We start from the raw sequence: 25182 nt of genomic DNA on the forward strand, positions 1-25182 counted from the left end.
AAAACCTCAATCACGCAATGCTGCCTGAATTCAAGCATTTCAACACGCTACGCGATACTTGACGTTTCAGGTGCTTCATCAGACCCGCTGGTCTGCGCGGCGCTTTCTGTTTTTCACAAACGGCAGCTGGTTGAGGAACATCAAGACCAGCGCGCAGGTCAACACGAGAGAGATGGGATTGCTCAGCAGGTCGTAAAGGAACGTCCCGATATCTTCCTGCGCGCCAATCATCGCGCGGCGGTAATTGGCGTCGATCATCGGTCCCAGAATGACCCCTAGGATGATGGGCCCGACCTGAAATCCGTAGCGGATCAGAAAATAGCCGATGACACCAAAGGCCAGCGCCCATGTGATATGTACCGGGTTGTTCTGGATCGCATAGGCACCGACCGCAGACAATATGATGATCAGCGGTATCAGGATCGCGCGCGGGCATTCGACGACCTTTGTGAAGATTCGGATGCCGGTCAGCCCGAAAACCAGCAGGAACAGGTTGGCCAGCGTCAGGTTGCCGACGATGAACCAGAACAAATGCGGCGTATCGCTCAGCAGCAGCGGGCCGGGCTTTAGCCCATGAATATATAACGCGCCGATGATGATGGCGGTCACTGCATCGCCGGGAATGCCCAGTGTCAGCATCGGCACAAAGGCCCCGCCCACGGCGGCGTTATTGGCCGTTTCAGGCGCGATCAGCCCCTCCTTGGCCCCCTCGCCAAAGGGCACATCGGGGTTTTTCGTGCTGCGTTTGGCCTGATCGTAGGCCAGCAGTGCGGCGATATCACCGCCCGTGCCGGGCAACGCGCCGATCATTGTGCCAAGACCAGAGGATTTGAGGCCTAGGCCCAGATAACGGCGGACATCCGACCAGGCCGGAATGATCCGTGATACCTTTTGCTTGATTGGTGCTGTGTCGATGTGTTCCAGCTGCACCAGCGCCTGGGCCACGCCGAAGAACCCGATCATCGCCACAACGAAGGGAACACCCCCCATCAGATTGATCGAGCCATAAGTAAAGCGCGTCTCGGCCGTCATCGGATCAAGACCGATCATGCCGATCATCACGCCAAGTGCCCCGGCAAAGGCCCCCTTGGCAAAGCTCTCGCCGGACAGCGTCCCGACGAGCAGAATGCCGATGATGCCCAGAAGCATGTAATCGCGCGAGGTGAATTTGATGGCGAAATCAGCGATCAAAGGCGCCGCAAGGGCCAGTGCAAGAACACCGACAAGGCCGCCCATGACCGACATGACCGTCGAAAGACCGATCGCCTCCCCGGCCAGCCCTTTCTTGGCCAGCGGATAGCCATCGAGTGCCGTGGCGATTGCACTGGGTGCGCCGGGAATATTGAGCAGGATGGCGGTGCGCGCCCCGCCATAGACACCGCCCACATAGACGCCCACGATCAGGGCAAGGGCCTCGTTGACGTCCCATTTGAAAGTGAAGGAAATCAGGATCGACGCGGCCATCGTGACCGACAACCCCGGAATGGCACCGATATAGATGCCGGCAAATGTGCCAAGTGCGGTGATCAGCAGCAGATAGGGATCTGTCCACGAGGTCGCGAAATAGCCCAGTGTTTCCATCATCGCCACAGGCTCCCAAGGGGCAGAACGACCTGAAAGACAACGCGAAACAGAACGTAGATGGCCCCGACCGAAAGCAGTGAAAGCACCAGCGCCCAGACCGGGCCCTTGCGCCAAAGGGCCCAAATCGAGACAAACAGCAGCCCGCCCGAAGCAGGCAGAAAGCCAAGGCTGGGGATCACGGCCACGAACAGGCCCACCAGGAGCGTGAACAGCACCACACGCAACGGAAAGAGGTAGGCGATCACCCCGGCGGGGCTGGCGTCAGGTGCGCGCGGGCTGCGCAGTGCGTCCTTTAGAATGAACAACGCCGTCACGCCCATCACGCCAGAGGCGAGCATGGGCATGACGCCGCCGGTTGTTAGCCCGGCAAATCCCGATATTTCATAGGATTCCCAAAAGGCGTAACCGGCAAAGAGCACCAGAAGCAGCGCAAAAAGCCGTTCGCCGGGTCTGAGGGTGTCAGGTGTTTTCATGTGTTTTCCGCTGGTCGACCCGCCGTTCCCAGGCGGGTCGACCGGTTGGATCAGGGGCGCGCGATGCCCAGGTCTTCCGGGCTGACCTTGGCGGCCCCGGTATCCTGTAGCGCCCAGACGGTGACCTGCTGCCACTTTGCAAGGAAGTCGACGGCTTCCTGCCCGCTCATGTTCATGACCACATTACCGCGGTTCGCCATGAGATCGAGGAAGGTTGCATCCGTGGCCGCAGTGGAAAACGCCTCGGTCAAAGTGGCTTTTACGTCATCCGGCACTGCGTTGCGCACGAACACGCCATAAAACGGGCCCCAGGGCAGGAAACGCGCCATCTCGGGGATGGTGTCCGTGATCGCGGGCACATCGGGCAGCGTATCCACCGGCTCCGGGTTCACAACGGCCAAGGCGCGCATGTTGCCCGCTTTGACCTGTTCGGCTGCGGCCGAGATACCCGTTGGCATAAAGTCAACCTCACCCCCGAGCATCGCGGTCAGGCCGGGGCCTTCGCCATCAAAGGGAATTGCCGTGACATCAAAATCTGTGGCGTTGGAGATCAGCGCACCAATCGTCGAGGGCAACCCGCCCGGCCCGGTCGATCCCATCTTGATGGCATTGGGATTGGCGGCGATGTCGTCAAGAAGCTCAGCCAGCGTTTGATATTTGGATGCGGCGGGAACCACGATCACAGCGACGCCGCGACCCAGAATATTGATCGGGTACATGTCACCATAATCGATGTCGGAAACGCCCATCACACCATGAAGCTGCGGGTTTTCAGCGCCGTAGAGGAACGTGTAGCCATCCGCCGGTGCGGCGTTTACGAAAGCGGTGGAAATTGCGCCTGCACCGCCTGATTTGTTCAATACCACAATGGGCTTTCCGAGCGCTTCCTCCGCTGCCGGATTGATGGCGCGCGCAACAGTGTCTGTGGCACCTCCCGCACCCCACATCACAACGCCCAGAACCTCGCGCTCCGGATATTCGGCGAGTGCCGGACTGGCAAAAACGGCAAGTGCCGCAGCGGCAACCTTCAAAATCTTCATCTTCTCTCCCTGGACCTGATGGCCTTTGTCTTTTCGTACAGGTCTACCTTTGTGGAAAGCACAAGTCTGGTCAACTGCATCGGGTCATTCTGCCAAAAGACTTCAGGGCGCAAATCGTCAGACCTCACAGAGGGATTTCCTTTTTCACGCAGTGCCTTTCTGACTGGCGTTGCCGCGGCCACACCGCGCGGGTTCAAACGGCTCTCGACAAATATTCCCCGAACAACGCATGCTTTGGCGTATCATCAAACCGGAAAAAAGCCGGAGACGACATCTGAGTTGACCTGTGCAAGTGTTTCCATTGCACGGCTCTCAGTGGACAGGGGATTGAGAATGACGATTTACAAGAGCACTTTTCCGGATGTGCCTCTGAGCGAAGCCACCATTACGCAGAGGGTCTTTGAAAACATCGACCCAAAGATGACGGTCCTGATCGACGGGCCGACGGGGCGAAAATGCACGGGTGCTCAATTCATTCAGGACGTGAAATCCCTTGCAGGCGGGCTGGAGGCGCGCGGATGGGGTGCCGGGAAAACCATCGCATTGATGGCACCAAATATCCCGGAATTCTGCGCCCTTTTTCACGCGTCCGCCTGGGCGGGGGGAACCGTTACCACAATCAATCCGACCTATACCGCCCCAGAGGTCAATCATCAGCTTGAGGATGCCGGGGCGGAGGTCCTGATCACGATCGCGATGTTTGCGGATATCGCCAAGGAGGCCATCAAAGGTACGCGCATCAACGACATCGTCATCATTGATGAAGCCCCTGCGGGTATGATCCCCCTTGATGATTTGAGGGGGCCGCCGATGGATGCGCAAACCCCTGTGGATGTGGCGAGCCATGTGGTGGTCTTGCCCTATTCGTCAGGCACAACAGGTCTTCCGAAGGGCGTGATGCTCACCCATCAGAACCTCGTTGTGAATGTGGATCAGATTTTGGCGGTGACTGGGCTGGCAGGCGCGCGCGAGACGACCGTTGCTTTCTTGCCGTTTTTTCACATCTATGGCCTGCAGGTTCTTCAGAACGTGTATATGGCGGCGGGTGGGTGTCTTGTGACCATGCCCCGCTTTGATCTTGAGCTTTTTCTCAGTCTGATTGAAGCGCATAAAACACCGAAACTCTGGATTGTGCCACCCGTGGCATTGGCCCTGGCGAAACACCCCATGGTCGACAAATATGACCTCTCCTGTCTCGAGCAGGTCAATTCTGCCGCGGCGCCTCTGGGGGCGGATGTGGCCGAGGCCATCAGCCAGCGACTGGGCACGCATGCCACGCAGGCCTATGGTATGACAGAACTGTCGCCCGCCAGCCATGTATCGCCCTTTGGAAAAGGCAAGCTTGGCGCGTCAGGGGCCGCCTTACCCAACACCGAATGCAGGATTGTCGATACACAAACCCTCAAAGACACAGCGCCCGGGCAGGAAGGAGAGCTTTGGGTGCGCGGGCCGCAGGTCATGGCGGGCTATCTGAACAACCCCGAGGCCACACGGGAGAGCATTGTCGAAAACGGATGGCTGCGAACCGGGGATATTGCCAGAATAGACGGTGATTCCTTTGTCTACATCACGGACCGTCTCAAGGAACTGATTAAATACAAAGGGTTTCAGGTGGCACCGGCTGAATTGGAAGCGGCACTTGTCTCGCACCCGGATATTCTTGATGCCGCCGTCATCGGGGTGCCGGATGACGAATCAGGCGAGGTGCCGGCGGCCTTCATCGTGATCGCCCAGCACCGCGAAGCGCTCTCGCTGGAGGACGTCCAAAGTTATCTTTCACAACGTCTGGCCCCCTATAAACAGGTGCATTTGCTGAATGTGGTAGAGGCGATCCCGAAATCTGCATCCGGCAAGATACTCAGGCGGGTCTTGCGCGATCCGCCGACGACCTGAACCAAATGCGTCAGCCGGGGGCGCAACGAGGGGTCCGTTTTCGTTGCCCGCCTTTAAATGGACCGCACGTCATCGCACCAACATGACATCCGCCACCGGCCACAGATTGCGGGGTAAACAACCCGACTCGAAGGGTATCTGCCCACCGTTTGAAAATCGGTTCCTGTGGAATAAAGAACCAACAGAATTATTACTTTTCAACATGTTATACAGTTTTAACGATCACAAAACTAATTTTTAACGAAATATTGGGCTTTCCGGCGCAATTTCTGGACAAATCAGCAATGTCGGAGCGCGTGTATGAGTATTCTTGATCCAATTAAGTCCGAGGCAGATCAGCCCGGTCAGAACCAGGGCTTTATGATCGCCTACCTGGAGGCGTTGTCATTGGTCGAACGGCTGCATCGGCTGCTGCTTGATGTCATCAAGGACGAATTTGAACGCGTCGGCGTGCTGGAAATCAACGCGGTACAAGCGCTGCTCCTGTTCAATATTGGCGAGAATGAGGTCACCGCTGGCGAATTGAAAAGCCGCGGCTATTACCAGGGCAGCAATGTCAGTTACAACCTGAAAAAGCTGGTCGAAATGGGGTATATGCACCATCAGCGTTGCGAAATCGACCGCCGCTCAGTTCGGGTGAAGCTTACCGACAAGGGGCGCAAGATCCGTGATGTGGTCACGCTGCTCTTTTCACGACATGCGGAAGGTCTGGAACAAAAGGGCGTATTGGGTCCCGCAGGCATCGACGATATCACACGGTCGCTCAAGCGGATGGAGCGGTATTGGACGGACCAGATCCGCTACATCTACTGAACATTATTCCAGCGAACTCACGGCAATGCCCGCGAGTTCGCGCTTCAGCTTTTGTGTCATCGCATGGGCATAATCCTCAAACCCAACTGCGGTCTGCACAAAAGCGTCCGCTCCCAGAATGACCTCGGCGGCGAAGTAGGCGGATAACTCGCTGATTTCAACGTATCTGCGGTCTGTGGATGCCGGCGCGTCTGACCCGATCACAAGCGCGTTGATTGTGATGTCCTTTGACCTGAGGAAGTCTTTGACATGCCGTGGACGCGGGCCAAGGTTGGATTTTCCGTCTCCCGACAAGTCCAGCGTGCGTTTCCAGCAGGAGCCCATCTGGTCCAGATAATCCGCACCGGTTTGCATCGCGACGCCAAGTGCTGTGCCGGGGGTTGCTTCCCGTCGCTGCGTCTGTGCAAGGGTTTTGCTGACGCTGCGCAGCGCGTCAATCCCGGTAATGGGTGTCCAATCGACCAGTAATTCCTGATCGTCCGGACCGCTCCACTCATATACCAGAAGGGAAATCGGCGCAGAGGGCACAGCGAGGAAAATCTGTGTGACCTCCGGATGGTTCAGGGCTTCCACAAGGCCGTCAATCTGCAAACGATACTCGCGAAGATCGACCGATCCAGACACGTCCAAGCCAATCGCAAGTGCCTGACGACAATTCGCAAAGACGCCCGAGGGCAAGGCAAGACACGCACATGTTATACAAAGAAAAACGCACCGCATCGCTAACCCCGAGGGGCATGTGGAGATGATGTTGAACCGATAACGGGAGGTGTCAATTCACGCTCAAGCTTCCGGCGCATCGCGCGTTCATAGTCTTCAAACCCCTGCGCAATCTCGACGAAGGCGCCGGGGCCGCGCATGACTTGTCCTTTGTAAAAAGCGATCAAACCTGTTTCCGCCTCAAAATCGGCGCCGTTGACAACCAACCCGTTGACGGTGACGTCGTCAAAGGGAAACGCGGCATAGGCCTGCGCCGGGCTGAACCCTTCGTTGTTCTGACCATCGCCAGCCATGTCCAGCGTTTTGTACAAACAGGCAGGGGCACGCTCCAACATACCCGCACCATAGCCCAAGGCATACCCCATTGCGGTGGGAAAATCATTGTGACTGCGCGTGCTGTTTGCGATCGTGCCCGCCGCGTCAAGCAGCGTCATCTGACTGTCGATAAGCGTCCAGTCCAACAGGATTTCCTGATTATAGCGTCCCGACCATTCAAAAGCGGCAAGCGCAACAAACTGATCCGTCGCGAAAAAAGCGGCTTGGACCTCGGGTGCCGTCAGCGCGGCAACGAGGCCGCCGCGTTGCAGCCTGTCTTCGGCTGCATCAACAGAGCTCGACACATCTATCGCAAGGAGCAACGCCAAGCGACAATTCTGCGCCAGAGCGGCTGGCGCAGAGAACAGCATGAGCGCGGCAAGAGTGGCTCCTCTTACCAATGCCCCGTATTTTCCATGCTTGCCCATGGCTCAGCCGGCGCAAGGTGGTCGCCTTCCTGCAAAAGCTCGATCGAAACATTATCAGGTGAGCGCACAAAAGCCATGTGACCATCACGCGGGGGGCGGTTGATTGTAACGCCGTTGTCCATCAAATGCTGGCACACCTCATAGATGTTGCCCACCCGGTAGGCGAGATGCCCGAAATGGCGGCTGTCGCTGGGCAGACCCTCGTCACCATCCCAGTTGTATGTCAATTCCACCGGGCATTCCTCTTGCCCGGGTGGTGCCATGAACACAAGACTGAAGCGACCGCTCTCGCTGTCCATGCGCCGCGTTTGCTTCAGGCCCAACAGTTCGTAAAAAGCGATGGATTTTTCGAGGTCCTTTACGCGGACCATCGTGTGCAGGTATTTCAGTGTCATCTGGCATTCCGTTTATGTGTACTACGATTGCAGCTTAACATGCTCAGCCCGCGACGTCAGCATCATCCCGCAGACGTGAACACGCCGGCATGTCACCCGCCCATCAATGCGAACGCGGCAACAAAAGCTGCATCGAAAAGCGGATGCAAGGACGGCCCGCGAAACGCCATGGTATCTCGTTGTCGCGCATTACCGCGTGCAATCACGCGCGGCGTCACCTGCGTTCAACTCTCCATCATCCATGTAAACTCAACAGGGTATTTCCATTCGCAAGCGCAACGCGTAAATCAAAGGTCTGGGCAGAGCGCGATCTGCCTCTGGTCGAGCATGCCGCAGCCTTTCCGGCGCGGTGCATCCTGAACGAATGATGGGGATTGAATTGCAGCAGTATCACGACGCACTACGCACCATTCTGGAGTGCGGAGAAGAGTCAACGGACCGGACGGGCACCGGCACGATCTCCTACTTCGGTATGCAAATGCGCTACCCGCTCTCGGACGGTTTTCCGCTGGTGACGACGAAAAAGCTGCACCTGCGCTCGATCTTTCATGAGTTGCTCTGGTTTCTCTCAGGGGATACGAACATCCGCTACCTGCAGGACAACGGAGTCTCGATCTGGGATGAATGGGCCGATGAAAATGGCGACCTCGGACCGGTCTATGGCCACCAGTGGCGTGCGTTTTCTGCGCTTTCGCCGACGGAAGAGGTCAAAGATGGCGAGCCCTTGTACCTAGGCCGCGGCGTTGATCAGGTCACAAACCTGATTGACATGATCAAATCCAGTCCCGACAGCCGTCGTATGATCGTGTCCGCGTGGAACCCGGCGGATGTGCCGCGTATGGCGCTGCCGCCATGCCACGCGTTGTGGCAGGTGCGCGTGCTGAACGGTCGTATGCACCTGCAGCTTTATCAACGCTCCGCCGATATGTTCCTTGGCGTGCCGTTCAACATCGCGTCCTATTCGTTGCTGCTGGTGATGCTGGCCCATGTCACGGGCTATGAACCGGGTGATTTCGTGCACACGCTGGGGGATGCGCATATTTACAGCAACCACATGGATCAGGTGAATTTGCAACTGACGCGGACACCCAAACCGCTGCCGACACTACGAATAAACAGGCAGGTGAGTTCCATTTTCGACTTCCGCTATGAGGATTTTGAAGTGATCGGCTATGATCCAGACCCGGCTATACGGGCACCTGTGGCGGTCTGAGGTATGATCACGCTTATTGTGGCACGCGCTGAAAACGGCGCGATCGGTCGAGACGGGACAATTCCATGGGACATTCCCGAGGACCTCAAGTTTTTTCAGCGCGAAACCCTTGGGGGGGCGTTGATCATGGGACGCAACACCTGGGAGAGCCTGCCGGTCAAACCTTTGCCCCGACGTTTCAATATCGTGGTATCGTCGAATTCGGATATCGCCGAAGTGGTCGCGCCAAGTGTCGAGACGGCAATTGAGATTGCAAAAGCACAAGACCACCAGCGCATCTATGGTATCGGCGGCGCGTCTATCTACGCAGAAATGCTGCCGCTTGCCCATCGACTCCTCATCTCGGAAGTTCAGCTTCAGGTGCCAGACGCGGATACTTTTTTCCCGCACGTCGACTTGGCCGAATGGCACCAGATCGACAGGCGATCCCTGCGCGAGAGCGATCCTGCGTGTTTTGTGGTTGAACATTTGAGACGAGACTGACGCAGTGCAGGATGGTTGTCATCTGCTCTGGTTGACAAGCACGATGCCGACATATGCCGTCGCACTGCTCGGGCCAGATTTCGTGGCCCAAGCCTCGTATTATGAGTTGCGGATCAGAGCAGTTTAAGATCGCTCGCCATCTGGCGACCATCTCGCCCTTCCGTCAATTCGAAGTCGACCTTCTGATCGTCCGCCAGGCCCGTCAGGCCTGACCGTTCCACCGCAGAGATGTGCACGAACACATCCGAGCCGCCGCCCTCGGGGGCAATAAACCCGTAACCCTTGGTGGTATTAAACCATTTCACGGTGCCAGTTGGCATCTTCTCCGTGCCTCCTTTGTCTCTTTACACAGCCGTTTTACGGGCGTGTGCACTTCCAGTTTCGGCTGTCCTTGCGAAATACCCCAAATCCGGCCTTACTTTAAGAAATTGGGCTTTGCCGCAAAAAATCAAGCGGGATCAGATGTAAACTCATGAAAACTGCGTTAACCACGATTAAAAGTGAGGAAAAACTATGCATCTATATGGTCTGAAGAATTGCGATACCTGCCGAAAAGCGCTGAAAGCCTTGCCGGATGCGACGCTGGTCGATGTGCGCAGCGAGGGTGTGCCCGATGCTGTTCTTGAGCAGGCGTATCACGCATTCGGAGACCAACTGTTGAATACGCGTTCAACGACGTGGCGCGGCCTCGACGAAGAGGCGCGCGCCAGACCAGCCCTGGCGCTGCTCAAGGAACACCCCGCGCTCATGAAAAGGCCGTTGATACAACAGGGTAGTGTTTTGCATCTGGGGTGGAGCAAGGAAACGCAGGCTGCGTTGGGCGCAGTCTGAAAAGGTTTATATGTCTCGGGGCAGAACCTGCCGGGAAATCGCCCTGTCGAGCGATAGTGGTCCCGCACCCTTGATCACCAGCACCAGCAACAGGAATATCCAGAACGCGCGCTGGTCCATGATGATGCTGTCAGGAAACCGGTCAAACCATGCGCCGAACGTTTCGGCATGTTCCAGACCGCCATGACCGATCAAATCCGTCAGTGATTGAACGACGACGAAACCGATCATGCCCAAGGCACTCAACCTTGTGAAAAGCCCAACCACGATCAGGGCGGGTAGAATGAACTCTGCCCAAGTGCCAGCGACCACCACCGCCCAGTGCCAAATGGAGAGCTGCGATGTGTCATAGACCACGGCTTCCATCATCCTTGGAAAAATCTGCGCATAAGCGCCGACGGACGGTTGAAACAGACCCATGAAACCGTCGCCCAGTTTGGTAAGCCCGGAAACCCAGAAATACATCAGCAATGTGCCTGCGAAAACCAGACGGGCAAGTGTCGGCAAGAACCATTCCGCCCGCGTCAGACGGTCGGTAATGGCGGTGTAAAGGGTGATCATGGTGTTTCCTTTGTGGTGTATTCTGTCAGGGCCTGCGTGGTGATCGCCTGCGTCAGCGAGGTCGTAAGGTCGAAATCCTGAAATGAGCTGGCGGCGGCCTCGCATGCCGCAACAAATATCTCACCCGCATGCAGCGCATCAAGCCAGTCCGCGCTGCCGGGTGCCAGCAGATGCGGTGTGGGATCAAATTCGGGGCGTGTTATGATCACGTCCTGCGCGATGGCGCGCGGTTTGGCAGCGCCCTCGGTCATATTGAACGCCCAGATGTCATAGAGCGGCCAGCGCGACCGCAGCACCCGACTGGAGGGTTTCAGCCGCAACTGTACCTGCATCAGCGCCGTTTCATCCCGTTGGAACACCTCCGGGTTCAGGTTTGCGGCCTCCGCTGCGTGGTAGGATTTCCGCATTTCAATATCGAGCCGCGCGCAATCCGCGAGGTATCCAAGGTGGGCAAGGGGTTCAAAGCCCTCCAGAAACGCGGGCAAGGTCGCGCCATAGTGCATCATCAGAGGGGACTGAGGTGGGTTTTGCCGCGCGTAGATGCCAGCGAGTTGTCCAAAGCCCTGCGCGCCCAACAGCTTGACAAGTAACGGAAAAGCAACCGTCAGCGCTTCGCTCAGCGAGACAATCACATTGTTGCGGTAGACGGAAAACCGGTTGCCGGCGGGTGCCCCTGCGCCATCCGACAATCCGGGCGGCACCGCTGCCTGAGCGTCGAGCAAGGCTGCGCGAAACTGGGTCTGTTCAACAGTCATCTTACTGGTTCTAAGACGTGTGCGGCACGCTCGGCCTCTGCCCGCAGGGCTGGCCAATCGGGGACGTCATTGTCCCATTCCACCAAAACGGGGCGCGGTCCGGTTTTCGAGATCGTATAGGTCAGCAAATCCCAGACAGGGTCCACCACCGGCTTGCTATGGCTGTCGATCAACAGCGGCGCGCCGTGATCGTCGGCATCTTCGTCGTGACCGCCAACATGTATCTCGCCCACTGCGGCAAGCGGGTAGGCGTCGATATATGCTTTCGGCGTGTAGCCGAGGTTGGTCGCGGAGATGAAGACGTTATTGACATCCAGCAACAGACCGCAGCCGGTGCGTTTGACCAATTCCGCCAGAAAATCGGTTTCGGACCACGTGCTTTCGTCAAAGGCCAGATAGCTTGACGGGTTTTCAAGCAGCATTTGACGGCCAATCGTGTCCTGTACCTCATCGATATGATCCGCGACATCGGCCAGCGTTTTGTCCGTATAGGGCAGGGGCAGCAGGTCATTCAGAAATTCCGCACCATGGGTCGACCAGGCCAGATGTTCGGAAAAGCTGGCCGGATTTGTGCGACCCAACAGGGTTTTCAGGCGCGCCAGATGCGCCTTGTCGAGGGGCGGTGCGCCGCCGATGCTTAATCCGACGCCGTGAACAGACAGCGCAAAGCGTTCCTGTAGAGCGCGCAGTTGAGCGTGCGGGCGCCCGCCATCGCCCATGTAGTTTTCCGCATGGATTTCAAGCCATTCAACGCAGCCCGGCCGTTCCATGAGGTCACTGAAATGTTGTGGTTTATAACCGACGCCCGGGCCATAGGGCAGGCGGGGCGCGTGTCGGGACGTGTCTAGCATGGGGCTCTCCGAGAATTGCGGTCAGCCGAGAGGTATCTGAAAAGCACCCGACACAGAAAATGCCGGGCGCACGTGTTTTCTTTATGCAGGACGGTCGCGGTCCAGCTCTTCAAGCGACCCTTGGCGTGGCGTACCATCCGCCATGGCGGGCAGCTCGATTTCCGTGCATGTGCCTTTGTCAACGAGCGTCCATGCGTTGCCCTGATAGTCAACGGTGGACGAACCAGCGCATGTTGTGCCGGGACCAGCAGCACAGTCATTCGCGCCTGCCAGCGAAATGCCATAGCATTTTTCCTTGGCGGCGGCCTGAACGGTGGTTGTCTGCGCGACGAAGGCGGCAGCGACTGCACTTGCGATTGCGACGGTTTTCATCGTTTTGGACATATCATTTTCCCTTTTTAAACTGACCTGCTGGCCATCCGTGCCTCATTTGTATCAAAGCATGCAAAACATACCATTCACGAGCCTGTGTGTCACACATGCGTCAGCAAATGGTGACCAAGGGGCGAGAAAACACGCAAAACGCCGCAGAATTGTTTCAATATCTGCGGTGTATTCCGGTTCAGGGCTGAAAACAGCGTATTTTGTTACAAAAGGTCGGGTGGCGTTGCCTCGCGTCCCAAGGCTTGTGTTACAGCGTCCAGTGTCTCGACGCTGGTCTTTTTCTCTCCGAGCCGGCGCAGGGTGACTGTTTTCTCTTCGACCTCGCGGGCACCCACAGCCAGAATGACCGGGACCTTTCCAACCGAGTGTTCGCGCACTTTGTAGTTGATCTTCTCGTTGCGCACATCAGCTTCGGCGCGCACGCCCGCCGCCTGCAGTTTCTCAACCACCTCCAGAACGTAGTCATCCGCATCCGAAATGATCGAAGCGACAACGACCTGACGCGGGGCCAGCCAGAAGGGCAACTTTCCGGCAGAGTTTTCGATCAGGATTCCGATGAAGCGTTCAAAAGACCCAAGGCAGGCCCGGTGCAACATGTAAGGCCGATGCTTGGCGCCGTCCTGACCGATATAGGTCGCATCCAGCCGCTCGGGCAGGTTCGGATCAACCTGAAAGGTGCCGCATTGCCATTCGCGGCCAATCGCATCCGTGAGTTTGAAATCCAGTTTGGGCCCGTAAAATGCGCCTTCGCCTTCGTCCAGCGTATAGGGGTGCCCGGTTGCCTTGATCGCGTTTTCCAGTGCGGCCTCGACGTGGTCCCAGCTTTCCTCTGAGCCCACGCGCTTTTCGGGCCGTGTGGCAAACATGATTTCGAATTTCTCGAATCCGAGATCCTGATAGACGGACGACAGATAGGTGATGAAGGCCGCGCATTCCGCCTCGATCTGGTCCTCGCGGCAGAAGGTGTGGCCATCGTCTTGCGTAAAGCCGCGCACCCGCATGATGCCATGCAACGCTCCGGATGGCTCATAGCGGTTGCATGAGCCGAATTCAGCCATGCGCAAGGGCAGGTCGCGGTAGGATTTGAGCCCCTGATTGAAGATCTGCACGTGGCAGGGGCAGTTCATGGGTTTGAGCGCATTGACCGCTTTTTCGCGCGCGTGATCCTCGTCCACTTCGACGATGAACATATGTTCCTGATATTTGTCCCAATGGCCGGACGCTTCCCACAGTTTGCGATCAACCACCTGGGGGGTGTTGACCTCCTGATAGCCTGCCGCGCGCTGCTTGCGGCGCATGTAATCCTGCAGCGTCGTGTAGATCGACCAGCCATTTGGATGCCAGAAGACCTGCCCCGGGGCTTCTTCCTGCATGTGGAACAGGTCCATCTCGCGGCCCAGCTTGCGGTGGTCGCGTTTGGCCGCTTCCTCCAGCATGGTCAGATGCGCCTTGAGCTTTTCCTTGCCGGTAAAGGCCACGCCGTAAATACGCTGCAGCATCGCGCGGTCACTGTCACCGCGCCAATACGCGCCCGCGATGGACATGAGTTTGAACGCATCGCCGGGCACCTGCCCGGTATGTTGCAGATGCGGGCCGCGGCACAGGTCCTGCCAATCCCCGTGCCAATACATCCGCAAGGGTTCATCGCCGGGAATGGCGTTGATCAATTCGACCTTATATGGTTCGTCGTTCGCCTCGTAATGCGCGATGGCGCGCGCGCGATCCCATACTTCCGTGCGCACAGGGTCGCGTTTGTTGATGATCTCCTTCATCTTTTTCTCGATCAGACCGAGATCTTCGGGAGAGAACGCCTCGGCGCGGTCAAAGTCATAGTACCAGCCGTCCTTGATCACAGGACCGATTGTCACCTTGGTTTCGGGCCAGATTTCCTGCACGGCGCGCGCCATGATATGCGCCAGGTCGTGGCGCACCAATTCGTTGGCCTGCTCTTCGTCCTGCATCGTGTGGATCGCGATCGTGGCATCCGCATGGATGGGCCAGGCAAGGTCATAATGCGCACCGCCGACGGTGGCGCTGATCGCCTTTTTGCGCAGGGAGGTTGAAATGCTCGCTGCGACATCGCCAGCGGTCACGCCTGCATCGAATTCGCGTGTGCTGCCATCAGGAAAGGTGAGAGAGATTTGGGCCATCTTGGGCGCTCCTCGTCAGTTTGGCGCCTACGAGACGCCCGGTTGCGGGTTGGTTTGGTGGCGCTGATGAACCTCTGAGCCGGTCGTGTCAAGCGAGGCGGAAACTGTATACCGAAGAATACGTTGACTACGACCTGTTACGTGTTAAATCCGACACAAGTTTCCAATAAGAAACACTCAAATGTAGGAGATTGCCTGATGCCTCGGTTTAACAGAAACTTCGAACTTAGCATTCATGACGTGGACATCATCGAAGAAGCGATGCGCGCCCGCTCTCGCGAGTTGTGCAAGATGCGTCGTGCCTTGTCCGATCAGGATCCGGCAGATTTTGAATCGATCCGGGTGATCGAGGCGGACCTTCGTGAAAACGAGGAATTGCTGGGCCGGCTGCACAATCAAAAAGTGTTCTATCGCCCCCGCAATCAGGCCTACGTCAGCGGCTAGGGCTCAATTGCCCGTTTGACGTATGTTCGAACGGGCGAAACGCGGCTGAACCGGGTCGCTATAACTTTTGTGACGCACTCGATTTGTGCGCGGCGCATGTTTCACGTCAACACCTTATGTACGACCGTATTAAACCCGGGTGGCGAGTGGGTTTTCGAGAAGTTGGACAAGCGGGTTTTTGTCGGATTTGTGAGTGACTTAGGGATTGTACGTCCCACCACGTTCAGCGCATCATCGCACCCAAAGAGGTTGTGATGTCTGCACTGAAATACTTCGATAGCCACCGTGGACGCAGGCTTGCGTTCCATCTTACCGCGGGCACTGGTCCCACGATTGTTTTTCTTGGTGGGCTGAAGTCCGATATGGACGGCACCAAGGCGCTCCATCTCGAGGCATGGGCACAGCAACACGGCAAAGCATTCCTCAGGTTTGACTACTCTGGCCACGGTCTCTCTTCCGGCACTTTTGAGGAAGGCTGCATCGGCGACTGGGCCGACGACACATTCGACATCCTGAACACGCTGATATCGGGGCCGATCCTGCCTGTTGGTTCGTCCATGGGCGGCTGGCAGGCGTTGCTGTTGTCCCGGCGGATGTCGGATCGCATGATCGGGATGGTGACAATCGCGGCTGCCCCGGATTTTACCGAAGACGGGTATTGGGCTTCTTTCAGCGATGCGCAAAAAGCGCAGATCGAAGCAGAGGGGCAGGTCGAGATACCTTCTGATTATATGGAACCCTACATCATCACGCGCCGCATGATCGAAGATGGCAGGCAGCACTTGGTGCTGCGCACGCCCCTGCCGCTGGAGTTTCCGGTCAGATGCCTGCAAGGCACCGCCGATACAGCTGTGAGCACACAGACCGCGGTGCGGTTGCTCGAGCACGCCAAAAGCCCGGATATGCGCCTGCTGCTTGTGAAAGACGCGGATCACCGATTCTCCGATGGGCCCTGTCTTGGCCTGATTGAAGCGGCGGTCGAAGAGATCCTCGCACTCGCCGCGTCATGAGCGCATGGGCGATGTCTCGCGCAGGGAGCCCGCCGCGACAGGGCGTGGCACTTGTGATTTTGGCCCATGCGAGTCACAACTGCGCAAACACTGCTTTCCAGGTTCGAACACCGTGATGAACACACATCACCCTTCCAAAATACAGGGCCGGCATGGTGGCTGAACCGCTCGTTCTGTTGCCCGGTATGATGTGCGATGCGCGGCTGTTCGGCCCCCAGATCGCCGAGCTTTCCATTGATACGGCGGTGATGGTTGCGCCGATTACACGCGGCGAGCGTGTCGAGGAAATCGCATCGGGTCTGTTGGATGAATTGCCCCAACGCTTTGCTCTTGCTGGGCTGAGCATGGGGGGCATCGTCGCGATGGAACTCCTGCGACGCGCGCCGGAGCGGGTGACGCGTATCGCGCTGATGGACACCAATCCGCTGGCAGAGACGCCACAGGTGGCCGCCGGGCGGGAACCGCAGATTGTCGCGGCGCGCACCGGTCGAATGCTGGATGTGATGCGCGAAGAAATGAAGCCCAATTACCTTGCCCCCGGCCCGGCACGGGTCGAGGTTCTGGATCTGGTCATGGATATGGCCGCCGCCGCCGGGCCGGAAGTTTTCGTGCGTCAGTCGCGCGCCCTTCAGCGCCGCCCGGACCAGCAGACGACGCTGCGCAAATGCAAAGTGCCTGCACTGGTTCTTTGCGGGGCGCATGACGCGCTTTGCCCGGTGAAGCGACATGAATTCATGGCGGAACTGATCCCGTCAGCCGTGTTGCGTGTGTTGGACAATGCTGGTCATTTGCCTACCCTCGAGCATCCCGCGCAAACGACGCAGGCGCTCAGGGAATGGATGTCACAGCCTTACGTCGTGACCTGACACGGGGCCGTCAGGCCGCCGCGTTCTTGTTTGCAGCCTTTTTGGTTTTCGGCTCCGGCTGGTCGTCGCCACTGTTGGCGTCGATGAAGTCCAGAACCAACGGGCGGATGTTGCGCCGCCAGCTTTTGCCCGCAAAAATACCGTAGTGGCCCGCACCCTCCTCAAGATGGCTCGCCTTTTTCTCATCCGGAAGGCCCGTGCACAGATCCAGTGCTGCCACACATTGCCCCGGCGCCGAAATATCATCCTTTGATCCTTCGACGGTTTTCACCGCGACGGTTGTGATCTTGCCCAGATCAACCTTTTTCCCGGCAACCACGAACTCGTTCTTGGCAATTTCGAGGTTCTTGAAAATTCGCTCTACGGTCGAGAGATAGAATTCGGCCGTCATGTCCATCACAGCCAGATATTCATCGTAAAACCGGTTGTGCTTGTCGTGCTCTTCGGCGTCTCCTTGCGCGACGCGCGTGATCTGGTTCACGAAGGCTTTGGTATGCGTTTCACCATTCATCGAGATGAAGGAACTGAGCTGCAAAAGGCCGGGATAGACCATGCGCCCGACGCCGGGGTATTTGAAACCAACGCGCTGGATCATCATTTCTTCGAGTTGGCCCATGGTCACACGGCGACCGAAATCGGTCACATCGGTGGGCGTTGCATCCGGATCGACCGGGCCACCGATCAGCGTCAGGCTGCGCGGCTGCGCCTTGGGGTCTTCTTCGGCCAGATAGGCCGTCGCCGCCAAGGCCAGCGGGGCGGGCTGGCAGACGGCAATCACATGCGTGTCCGGCCCAAGCTCGCGCAGGAAATCCACAAGGTACAGGGTGTAGTCTTCGATGTCGAACTTGCCCGCGCTAACAGGAATGTCGCGCGCATTGTGCCAGTCCGTGATGTAGAGATCAGCATCCGGCAGCAGGCTGATGACTGTCGAGCGCAGCAGTGTTGCATAATGCCCGGACATCGGTGCGACCAGCAGCACCTTGCGCTTGGGCGTGGGGCGGTCGGCGACAACGAAATGCAGCAAATCGCCAAAATCCTTCTCCACAACCACTTCGGTCGACACAAGGTGGTCCTGCGCGTCCAGCGAGGGGACAGGTGGAATATTCCAGTCCGGTTTTACTATCATGCGCTGGAATGTGCGCTCCGTCACTTCACCCCATGCGGTCATCCATGCAAATGCAGGGTTGGGTATCAGTGCAAATGCAGGGTATGATCCCATAGCCAATGCAGAAGCACCAAGCCATTGGTTCGTGTTACGGATCGTTTCCATGAGGTCGTATGTCGCCATGTATCGCATAAGGGGTCTCCTTAACCATTGCCCGGATTGCCGAGACAGACAGTCGCATCGCCCCCTGAAAGCCAACGACGTAATGCTGCAGGTGCAAACATAGGGAGTAAAGGTTCCGATGACAACAAAAAGTGACGGAAGTGTTGTCCCAAGTGGCGAAACACTCGAAAAAATGACCGAAAACCTCAAAAAAGTAGAGGTGTTGTCAGAACGTTTGCAAAGGGTCATTACGCAACGACAGGGCCACAATCCGGCCCTGGATGGCCCGAATCAAGAATTGTTCGGACGCGCGGCACAAGCCTATTGGGCGGAAATGATGAGCAACCCGGCCAAGGTGCTGGAGCATCAGATGTCCTATTGGTCCGACACGATGAAGCATTTTGTGCAAGCGCAGCAAGTTCTGGCGCAGGGCAAACTGGCAGCCCCCGAAGACCCGGGGCCCAAGGACAAACGCTTTGCCAACCCGCTGTGGGACACGCACCCCTATTTCAACTACATCAAGCAGCAGTACCTGATCAACGCGCAAGCGCTGCAGACCGCGGTTCAGGATGTGACTGAGTTGGACGAGTTGGAAAAGACACGGCTGAACTATTTTGCCCAACAGATCGTCGATATGATGTCCCCGACGAATTTTCTGGCGACGAACCCCGATGCCCTTGAGAAAGCGATCGAGACCGAAGGCCAGAGCCTGGTGCAGGGGCTTGAAAACCTGATCAGCGATCTTGAAGCGAACAATGGCGAAATGGTGGTCAAGCTCGCGGACGAAAACGCTTTTGAATTGGGCCGCAACATCGCCACAACGCCCGGTAAGGTCGTTTATCGCAATCGGATGATGGAATTGGTGCAATATACGCCCAGCACCGAGCAGGTCCACAAGACCCCGCTGGTGATCTTTCCGCCGTGGATCAACAAGTTCTACATCCTCGACCTCAAGGCACAGAACAGCCTCGTTAAATGGGCCGTCGAACAGGGGCAGACGGTCTTTATCGTCTCTTGGATCAATCCCGACCCGACCTACCGCGATATCGGCATGGAGGACTATATAGAAGACGGGTATCTGGCCGCCATTCGCGAGGTCAAGGAGATCTGCGGCGAAAATCAGGTCAATGCGGTCGGGTATTGTATTGCCGGCACCACGCTTGCACTCACGCTTTCCTTGATGAAGCAGCGCGGTGACAAGTCGATCAAGTCGGCCACCTTCTTTACGGCGCTGACGGATTTTTCGGATCAGGGCGAATTCACACCGTTTCTGACCAATGACTTCATTGATGGCATCGAGGCGGAGATCGAGGACAAGGGGGTGCTGCCCTCGGTCATCATGGCGCGCACATTTTCGTTTTTGCGCTCCAACGATCTGATCTACGGGCCTGCCATCAAGAGCTATATGATGGGGCAATCGCCGCCTGCATTCGATCTGCTCTATTGGAATGGGGATGGGGCAAACCTGCCGGGTAAAATGGCGATGCAGTACTTGCGGGGGCTGTGCCAGCGCAATGAGCTGGCGGGGGATGGGTTCGAACTGCTGGGCCACAAGCTGACACTTGCGGATATTGATGTGCCGCTCTGCGCGGTGGCCTGCGAGACGGATCACATCGCCGCATGGAAAGACAGCTACCGTGGCATTCAGCAGATGGGATCAAAGGACAAGACCTTCATCATGACCCAGTCCGGGCATATTGCCGGGATCGTCAATCCACCGACCAAAAACAAATACGGGCACTACACGAACCCCGATATGAAACTGGACTACAAGGACTGGCAGGCTGGCGCCGACTTCCACGAAGGGTCGTGGTGGCCGCTTTGGGGCGAATGGCTGAAAAAGCGATCAGGTCGCAAGGTCAAGGCGCGCATTCCAGGTGATTCCACCCATGAAATTCTCTGTGATGCGCCGGGAACCTATGTTGCGATGAAAGCAACGCTCTGAATTTTAATGAAATTCTGCGCTGCGGCATTTATTTGTGCTGCAGTGCAGAAAAAAGCTTGCAATGCTGCGCTGCGGCATCTATATATTTCTCAGACGCAACAGACCGGGATCATCCCGGAAGGCGACGAAAGGAATTAGATATGAGCAAGACACCTGATCTCTCCGCAATGTTCAAAGACGTTTTGGGCGCTTTTCCGGTAGACACCAAAGCATTTGACGAAGCTTTCAAAACATCGGCGACGCTGAATGAAAAGCTCTCCACCGTTGCGCTGACCGCAGCAGAAAAGTCCACAGACATCTCCAACAAATGGGCGCAAGACACGCTTGCGAAAATGTCGGACATGGCCAAAGCTAAGGCAGAGCCTGCTGACTACGCGAAAGCGATGACAGATTTCGCTTCCGCCTATTCCGAAACAGCTGCAGAGCACATGGCTGCTTTCGCTGAAGTGGCGAAAAAAGCGCAAATGGACACAGTTGAGTTAATGATGGCCGCTGGCAAAGACATGAGCGAAGACGCTCAGGCCGCAGTCAAGAAAGCAACCAACGAAGCGACTGCAGTTGTCAAGAAAGCTGCAAAAGCCAACTAAGTCAGAAATCTGATTTGCGCTGGATCCTCCCTGTAAGGCGCAATGATGTCGGGCGAGCTTGTGAAAGCTCGCCCTTTCTTTTTGCGCGCCCGTGTCTTAAGCTGCGTTGCAGCGCTATTTTTTCGGAGGCAACCCGTGGCGGAAAAACAAAAAACACTACTGATAAAGCGCTACGCCAGCAGACGGCTTTATAACACTGAAACCAGCGACTATGTGACGCTCGAAGACATCGCGGGTTTCATCCGGGAGGGGCGCGAAGTGCAGATCCTCGACCTGAAGTCCGGGGATGATCTGACCCGGCAATATCTGTTGCAGATTATCGCCGAGCATGAGAGCCGTGGTGAAAGTGTCCTGCCGGTTGATGTGCTCAACGATCTGGTGCGCAGCTACATGACCCCCGGTGCCAGCGTCGTGCCGCAGTTCCTGCAGGCTTCTTTCGAAATGCTGCGCAGCGGGCAAAGCCAGATGCTGGATCAGATGGGCTCGATGAACCCGATGGCAAAGATGCCGGGCTTCGAGATGATGGAGGCCCAGCAAAAGGCCTTTATGAAGGCCATGACTGGCGGTCTGGCCGGATCTTCCGGCTGGAACACCAAGGATGAAGCCGAAGCCGAGGACGCCGCAGATGAACAGGGCGAAGATCTGGATTCCATCAAGCAGCAGCTTTCGGAACTGCAGGACAAGCTGTCAAAGCTGAAATAGCCCGTAGCGGGCGCATCTGTCGAAGTACCCGAAACATCAGGTATCACATAACGCCCTGAAATCTTTGATTTCAGGCAGTGTTTGCGTGGTTCAGGTTTTTCGCATGACGCTCTATAGCCCCAGTCGGTCGCGCATGGCGTACCAGCTCATCGCGAGGATCAACAACGGCGTGCGCAAGGCACCGCCGCCCGGAAAGGCCGGTGTCGGGATGCAGCCCATCGTCTTGAACCCCTCATCTTGACCCGCGATCGCGCGGGCCATCAACTGCCCGGCGTGTGTGGCCGTGCCGACCCCATGACCGGAATACCCTGAGGCGGACAAAACATTCGGCGCCACGCGTGCAAGGTAGGGAAACCGTTTCATCGTGATGCCCAGCGTCCCGCCCCACGCATAATCGATGCGCACGTCTTTCAGGTGCGGAAAAACCACCTCCATCGGTTTGCGCACGACGGATGCGATGTCTTTCGGAAAGCGGTAGCCATAGCTTTCGCCCCCGCCAAACAGCAATCGTTTGTCATGGGACAGGCGAAAGTAATTCACCACGAACCTGCTGTCCGCGACCGCGACATCCTGCGTCAGCACGCGGTCTGCTTCTTTGCCCAATGGCTCGGTGGCGACGATGAAATTGTTGATCGGCATTACACGCGCGGTGACCTGCGGCGCCAATCCTGACAGGTAACCATTGCAGGCCAGAATGACATGATCTGCGGTGATGACACCGCTGTCGGTTTTGACCTTCACGGTTTGCCCGTGCTCCAGTTCTGTGACCCGTGTGTTTTCATGAATTGTGGCACCTGCGGCCACGGCAGCACGCGCCAGCCCAAAGGCAAAGGCCAACGGGTGAAGGTGCGCCGCCCCCATATCCAGCAACCCGCCCTTGAAATCAGGAGAGGGGCAGAGCGCGTGACATTCCTCAGCAGAGAGGGGTTTGACCTGCTGATAACCGTATTTGTCTTGCAGAAGTGCTGCATAGTCATGCAGATGCGCCACATCTGCCTTGGTCGACCCGGTCCAGGCGATGCCGGGCTTCAGGTGGCAGTCGATCTTGTGTTTTGCGATCAGGGATTTGACCAGCGCCTTGGCATCCTCGCCATATTCCCAAAGCACACGCGCGCGATCAAACCCGACCATTTGTTCGAGCGCGTCCTGATCAACCCGCTGCCCGCTGCCAAGCTGTCCGCCGTTGCGCCCGGATGCACCAAAGCCCACCCGATGGGCCTCCACCAGAATGACCCGGCGGCCCGATTGTGCCAGATGCAACGCCGCTGACAGCCCGGTATAGCCCGCGCCGATCACACAGACGTCGGCACGCTGCGTCCCTTGGATCGCGGAAAAGGGGGCAGGCGGCATTGCGGTTGCCGCATACCAGCTTGGCGGATACTGGCCCGCAGTGTCGTTTGTGTAAAGCAAATCCATATGACGGCCAGACGTTGCCTAGACGTTCAGCAACAGATGCTCGCGTTCCCAGGGCGAGATGACTTGCAGGAACTCCTCGTATTCCGCGCGTTTCACGATGGAATAAACGCGGGCGAAATCTGGTCCCAGAACCTTGTGGATCGCCTCTGCTTCGTCAAACATATTCAGGGCAGAGCCCAGATCACGCGGAATGTCCCCATCCCCGTCATAAGCGTCGCCCTTGAACTCCGGCTGCGGTTCCTCTTGCCGGGTCATGCCGAGATAGCCGCAGGCGAGGCTGGCGGCGATGCCCAGGTAGGGGTTGCAATCCATCCCGGCCAGCCGGTTTTCCACGCGCCGCGCGGCGGGGCTGGACAGGGGTATGCGGATGCCCGTGGTGCGATTGTCCCGTCCCCAGTTCAGGTTGATCGGTGCTGCGTGATCTTTGACGTAGCGGCGATAGCTGTTGACGTAAGGTGCAAACACCGCGAGCGCTGCGGGCATGTGGTTTTGCAGACCGGCAATGAAGTGGCGGAACAGATCGGTTTCAGCACCATCCGCGTCAGAAAACACATTCTGCCCGGTCTCCATGTTCAGAACGGAGTGGTGGATATGCATGGCACTGCCCGGTTCATCCGCGATGGGTTTGGCCATGAAAGTGGCGAAACAATCGTGGCGCAACGCCGCCTCGCGGATCAGCCGTTTGAAGTAAAAGATTTCATCGGCGAGCTTCACCGGCTCTCCGTGCAGCAGGTTGATCTCCAACTGACCTGCGCCGCCTTCCTGCGTAATGCCGTCGATCTCGAAGCCCTGCGCCTCGGCGAAATCGTAAATGTCATCAATGACGGGGCCGAATTCGTCCACGGCTGTCATGGAATAGGCCTGCCGCGCCGCCGCAGGACGCCCCGACCGGCCCATCATCGGCTTGATGTCATGGGCCGGGTCAATGTTGCGCGCCACCAGAAAAAACTCCATCTCGGGGGCGACAACCGGGGACCAGCCTTTGTCCTGATAAAGCTTGCAGACGCGTTTCAACACGTTGCGCGGACTGAAGGGGACAGGCTCCCCGGCGCGATCAAAGGCGTCATGGATCACCTGCAACGTCCAGTCGCCGGTCCATGGGGCGGCGGTCGCGGTGCTCATGTCGGGCTTGAGGATCATGTCGCGTTCGATGAAACCATCATCCCCCGCCGCTTCGCCCCAGCCGCCGGTGATGGTCTGGTAAAAGATGCTGTCGGGCAGGTGGAAGGAATCCTGCCGTTGGAATTTCAATGCAGGTACGGCCTTGCCGCGCGCAATGCCGGGCAGGTCCGAAATGATGCACTCGACCTCGTCAAGCCGGTGCCCCTCCAGATAGCTGCGCGCAGCATCCGGCAGTTCTGTCATCCAGTCGGCCATGCGGCCCTCTCTTTCTTGAAAAATGCAGCCATTTTGTTGGCGACGTCCATGCGGTCGCTCGGCTGATCGAGCTTGGACATTGCACGTGCCAAGAGGTCCTCGGGCACAACGCCGCGCCCGCGTGTTTCGATCAGCCCCTTGATAAACGACGCATCATATTCCGGGTGCGGCTGAATGGTCCAGATGCGATCACCGTACAACAGCCCGGCGTTTTCGCAGAAATCTGAACGGGCGATCACCTCGGCATTCTCAGGGCGTTCTACAACCTGATCCTGATGCCAGGCGTTGATCGCATAGGTGCGACCGTCCATCTGATATTCAGTCAGTCCAACCGACCAGCCTTTGTCGAATTTTTCGACCCGCCCCCCCATGGCCTGCGCGATGATCTGATGGCCGAAACACACGCCAATCATCGGACGCCCCGCCGCGTAAGCCTCGCGAATGAAGTCTTCCAGTGGCGGGATCCAGTCGTGGGGCTCATAAGCGCCATGTTTCGAGCCGGTGATCAGCCAACCATCCGCCTCCGTGACACTCTCGGGAAAGATGCCATCCACAACGGCCCAGCCCTGCATGTCAAAGCCGTGGCCCTCAAGCAACCGCTCAAAATACCGGTCGTAACTGCCGCCTTCCATCATGTTTTCAGGCGGGTGCCCGGTGATCAGGATACCAATCTTCATAT

The 25182-nt window shown here is 57.4% G+C and carries 27 protein-coding genes; 11 read left to right on the forward strand and 16 right to left on the reverse strand.

Annotated elements, in window-relative coordinates:
* Window positions 1-78: 78 nt before the first annotated feature.
* The 3 genes from RD1_RS08625 to RD1_RS08635 are packed head-to-tail and all read right to left on the reverse strand — an operon-like array spanning window position 79 to window position 3097.
* Window positions 79-1584 carry a tripartite tricarboxylate transporter permease gene (locus tag RD1_RS08625; RefSeq protein WP_011568093.1) on the reverse strand — a complete coding sequence of 502 codons (1506 nt, stop codon included), beginning with the start codon at window positions 1582-1584 and terminating at the stop codon, window positions 79-81.
* Window positions 1581-2057: a tripartite tricarboxylate transporter TctB family protein gene (locus RD1_RS08630; RefSeq protein WP_011568094.1), complete on the reverse strand. Its 477-nt coding sequence runs from the start codon at window positions 2055-2057 to the stop codon at window positions 1581-1583. The genes RD1_RS08625 and RD1_RS08630 overlap by 4 nt, the downstream gene beginning before the upstream one ends.
* Window positions 2058-2107: 50 nt before the next feature.
* Window positions 2108-3097, reverse strand: coding sequence for a tripartite tricarboxylate transporter substrate binding protein (locus tag RD1_RS08635; RefSeq protein WP_011568095.1), 990 nt, complete (start codon window positions 3095-3097; stop codon window positions 2108-2110).
* A 333-nt stretch (window positions 3098-3430) separates the two neighbouring features.
* Between RD1_RS08635 and RD1_RS08640 the strand changes: the two genes are divergently transcribed.
* Together RD1_RS08640 and RD1_RS08645 are read left to right on the forward strand one after the other, a co-directional pair.
* Window positions 3431-4990, forward strand: a complete 1560-nt coding sequence (locus RD1_RS08640; protein WP_011568096.1) for an AMP-binding protein — start codon at window positions 3431-3433, stop codon at window positions 4988-4990.
* A 300-nt stretch (window positions 4991-5290) separates the two neighbouring features.
* A complete protein-coding gene (locus RD1_RS08645; protein WP_011568097.1) occupies window positions 5291-5803 on the forward strand; it encodes a MarR family winged helix-turn-helix transcriptional regulator in 513 nt (170 codons plus the stop codon).
* 3 nt (window positions 5804-5806) lie between these two features.
* Here RD1_RS08645 and RD1_RS08650 read toward each other — a convergent pair whose 3' ends face one another.
* The 3 genes from RD1_RS08650 to RD1_RS08660 form a co-directional block, all read right to left on the reverse strand.
* A complete protein-coding gene (locus RD1_RS08650) occupies window positions 5807-6427 on the reverse strand; it encodes a DUF1194 domain-containing protein (RefSeq protein ID WP_342751905.1) in 621 nt (206 codons plus the stop codon).
* 98 nt (window positions 6428-6525) lie between these two features.
* The gene (locus RD1_RS08655; protein WP_245897237.1) at window positions 6526-7266 is read right to left on the reverse strand and encodes a DUF1194 domain-containing protein; all 741 of its coding nucleotides are present in this window, start codon (window positions 7264-7266) and stop codon (window positions 6526-6528) included.
* The gene (locus RD1_RS08660; RefSeq protein ID WP_011568100.1) at window positions 7233-7661 is read right to left on the reverse strand and encodes a VOC family protein; all 429 of its coding nucleotides are present in this window, start codon (window positions 7659-7661) and stop codon (window positions 7233-7235) included. The genes RD1_RS08655 and RD1_RS08660 overlap by 34 nt, the downstream gene beginning before the upstream one ends.
* 379 nt (window positions 7662-8040) lie before the next feature.
* Here RD1_RS08660 and RD1_RS08665 point away from each other — a divergent pair, with 379 nt between their 5' ends.
* Both RD1_RS08665 and RD1_RS08670 read left to right on the forward strand, forming a co-directional pair.
* Window positions 8041-8874 carry a thymidylate synthase gene (locus tag RD1_RS08665; RefSeq protein ID WP_011568102.1) on the forward strand — a complete coding sequence of 278 codons (834 nt, stop codon included), beginning with the start codon at window positions 8041-8043 and terminating at the stop codon, window positions 8872-8874.
* A gap of 3 nt (window positions 8875-8877) precedes the next feature.
* Entirely contained in the window at window positions 8878-9357 is a 480-nt protein-coding gene (locus RD1_RS08670; protein ID WP_011568103.1) for a dihydrofolate reductase, read from the forward strand.
* A 113-nt stretch (window positions 9358-9470) separates the two neighbouring features.
* Here RD1_RS08670 and RD1_RS08675 read toward each other — a convergent pair whose 3' ends face one another.
* Entirely contained in the window at window positions 9471-9677 is a 207-nt protein-coding gene (locus tag RD1_RS08675) for a cold-shock protein (protein ID WP_011568104.1), read from the reverse strand.
* 193 nt (window positions 9678-9870) lie between these two features.
* On the opposite strand from RD1_RS08675, the gene RD1_RS08680 reads away from it, so the two are divergent.
* Entirely contained in the window at window positions 9871-10188 is a 318-nt protein-coding gene (locus RD1_RS08680) for an ArsC/Spx/MgsR family protein (protein ID WP_011568105.1), read from the forward strand.
* Window positions 10189-10194: 6 nt separating this feature from the next.
* On the opposite strand, the gene RD1_RS08685 is transcribed toward RD1_RS08680, so the two are convergent.
* The 5 genes from RD1_RS08685 to thrS all read right to left on the reverse strand — a co-directional run bounded on the left by RD1_RS08685 (window position 10195) and on the right by thrS (window position 14889).
* The gene (locus RD1_RS08685; RefSeq protein ID WP_011568106.1) at window positions 10195-10749 is read right to left on the reverse strand and encodes a DoxX family protein; all 555 of its coding nucleotides are present in this window, start codon (window positions 10747-10749) and stop codon (window positions 10195-10197) included.
* Window positions 10746-11504 carry an HvfC/BufC N-terminal domain-containing protein gene (locus tag RD1_RS08690; RefSeq protein WP_011568107.1) on the reverse strand — a complete coding sequence of 253 codons (759 nt, stop codon included), beginning with the start codon at window positions 11502-11504 and terminating at the stop codon, window positions 10746-10748. The genes RD1_RS08685 and RD1_RS08690 overlap by 4 nt, the downstream gene beginning before the upstream one ends.
* Entirely contained in the window at window positions 11501-12355 is an 855-nt protein-coding gene (locus RD1_RS08695; RefSeq protein ID WP_011568108.1) for an MNIO family bufferin maturase, read from the reverse strand. The genes RD1_RS08690 and RD1_RS08695 overlap by 4 nt, the downstream gene beginning before the upstream one ends.
* Window positions 12356-12436: 81 nt before the next feature.
* A complete protein-coding gene (locus RD1_RS08700) occupies window positions 12437-12739 on the reverse strand; it encodes a BufA1 family periplasmic bufferin-type metallophore (protein WP_011568109.1) in 303 nt (100 codons plus the stop codon).
* 203 nt (window positions 12740-12942) lie between these two features.
* Window positions 12943-14889, reverse strand: a complete 1947-nt coding sequence (thrS, locus tag RD1_RS08705; RefSeq protein ID WP_011568111.1) for a threonine--tRNA ligase — start codon at window positions 14887-14889, stop codon at window positions 12943-12945.
* A gap of 198 nt (window positions 14890-15087) precedes the next feature.
* Between thrS and RD1_RS08710 the strand changes: the two genes are divergently transcribed.
* The 3 genes from RD1_RS08710 (at window position 15088) to RD1_RS08720 (ending at window position 17209) form a co-directional block, all read left to right on the forward strand.
* Window positions 15088-15333 carry a hypothetical protein gene (locus RD1_RS08710; RefSeq protein ID WP_011568112.1) on the forward strand — a complete coding sequence of 82 codons (246 nt, stop codon included), beginning with the start codon at window positions 15088-15090 and terminating at the stop codon, window positions 15331-15333.
* Window positions 15334-15587: 254 nt separating this feature from the next.
* On the forward strand, window positions 15588-16343 hold the full coding sequence (locus tag RD1_RS08715; protein ID WP_011568113.1) for an alpha/beta fold hydrolase: 756 nt from the start codon (window positions 15588-15590) through the stop codon (window positions 16341-16343).
* 152 nt (window positions 16344-16495) lie between these two features.
* Entirely contained in the window at window positions 16496-17209 is a 714-nt protein-coding gene (locus RD1_RS08720; RefSeq protein WP_011568114.1) for an alpha/beta fold hydrolase, read from the forward strand.
* A gap of 10 nt (window positions 17210-17219) precedes the next feature.
* Here the strand turns inward: RD1_RS08720 and phaZ are convergent, their stop codons facing one another.
* On the reverse strand, window positions 17220-18506 hold the full coding sequence (phaZ, locus tag RD1_RS08725) for a polyhydroxyalkanoate depolymerase (protein WP_011568115.1): 1287 nt from the start codon (window positions 18504-18506) through the stop codon (window positions 17220-17222).
* A gap of 109 nt (window positions 18507-18615) precedes the next feature.
* On the opposite strand from phaZ, the gene phaC reads away from it, so the two are divergent.
* The 3 genes from phaC to phaR all read left to right on the forward strand — a co-directional run bounded on the left by phaC (window position 18616) and on the right by phaR (window position 21710).
* A complete protein-coding gene (phaC, locus tag RD1_RS08730) occupies window positions 18616-20421 on the forward strand; it encodes a PHA/PHB synthase family protein (RefSeq protein ID WP_011568116.1) in 1806 nt (601 codons plus the stop codon).
* A gap of 140 nt (window positions 20422-20561) precedes the next feature.
* On the forward strand, window positions 20562-21008 hold the full coding sequence (locus RD1_RS08735) for a phasin family protein (protein ID WP_011568117.1): 447 nt from the start codon (window positions 20562-20564) through the stop codon (window positions 21006-21008).
* 135 nt (window positions 21009-21143) lie between these two features.
* Window positions 21144-21710, forward strand: a complete 567-nt coding sequence (gene phaR, locus RD1_RS08740) for a polyhydroxyalkanoate synthesis repressor PhaR (RefSeq protein WP_044033396.1) — start codon at window positions 21144-21146, stop codon at window positions 21708-21710.
* A 111-nt stretch (window positions 21711-21821) separates the two neighbouring features.
* Here the strand turns inward: phaR and RD1_RS08745 are convergent, their stop codons facing one another.
* From RD1_RS08745 to RD1_RS08755, 3 genes are read right to left on the reverse strand one after another with little or no spacing between them, the layout of a single operon-like run.
* Window positions 21822-23126, reverse strand: coding sequence for an NAD(P)/FAD-dependent oxidoreductase (locus RD1_RS08745; protein WP_011568119.1), 1305 nt, complete (start codon window positions 23124-23126; stop codon window positions 21822-21824).
* Window positions 23127-23144: 18 nt separating this feature from the next.
* On the reverse strand, window positions 23145-24503 hold the full coding sequence (locus tag RD1_RS08750) for a glutamine synthetase family protein (protein WP_011568120.1): 1359 nt from the start codon (window positions 24501-24503) through the stop codon (window positions 23145-23147).
* Window positions 24488-25180 (reverse strand): type 1 glutamine amidotransferase, encoded by a 693-nt coding sequence (locus tag RD1_RS08755; protein WP_011568121.1) that lies wholly within the window; start codon window positions 25178-25180, stop codon window positions 24488-24490. Before RD1_RS08755 ends, RD1_RS08750 begins: the two co-directional genes overlap by 16 nt.
* Window positions 25181-25182 lie beyond the last annotated feature (2 nt).

Origin of the sequence: Roseobacter denitrificans OCh 114 (genome assembly GCF_000014045.1) — a bacterium.
In the GTDB taxonomy this organism is placed as follows: domain Bacteria; phylum Pseudomonadota; class Alphaproteobacteria; order Rhodobacterales; family Rhodobacteraceae; genus Roseobacter; species Roseobacter denitrificans.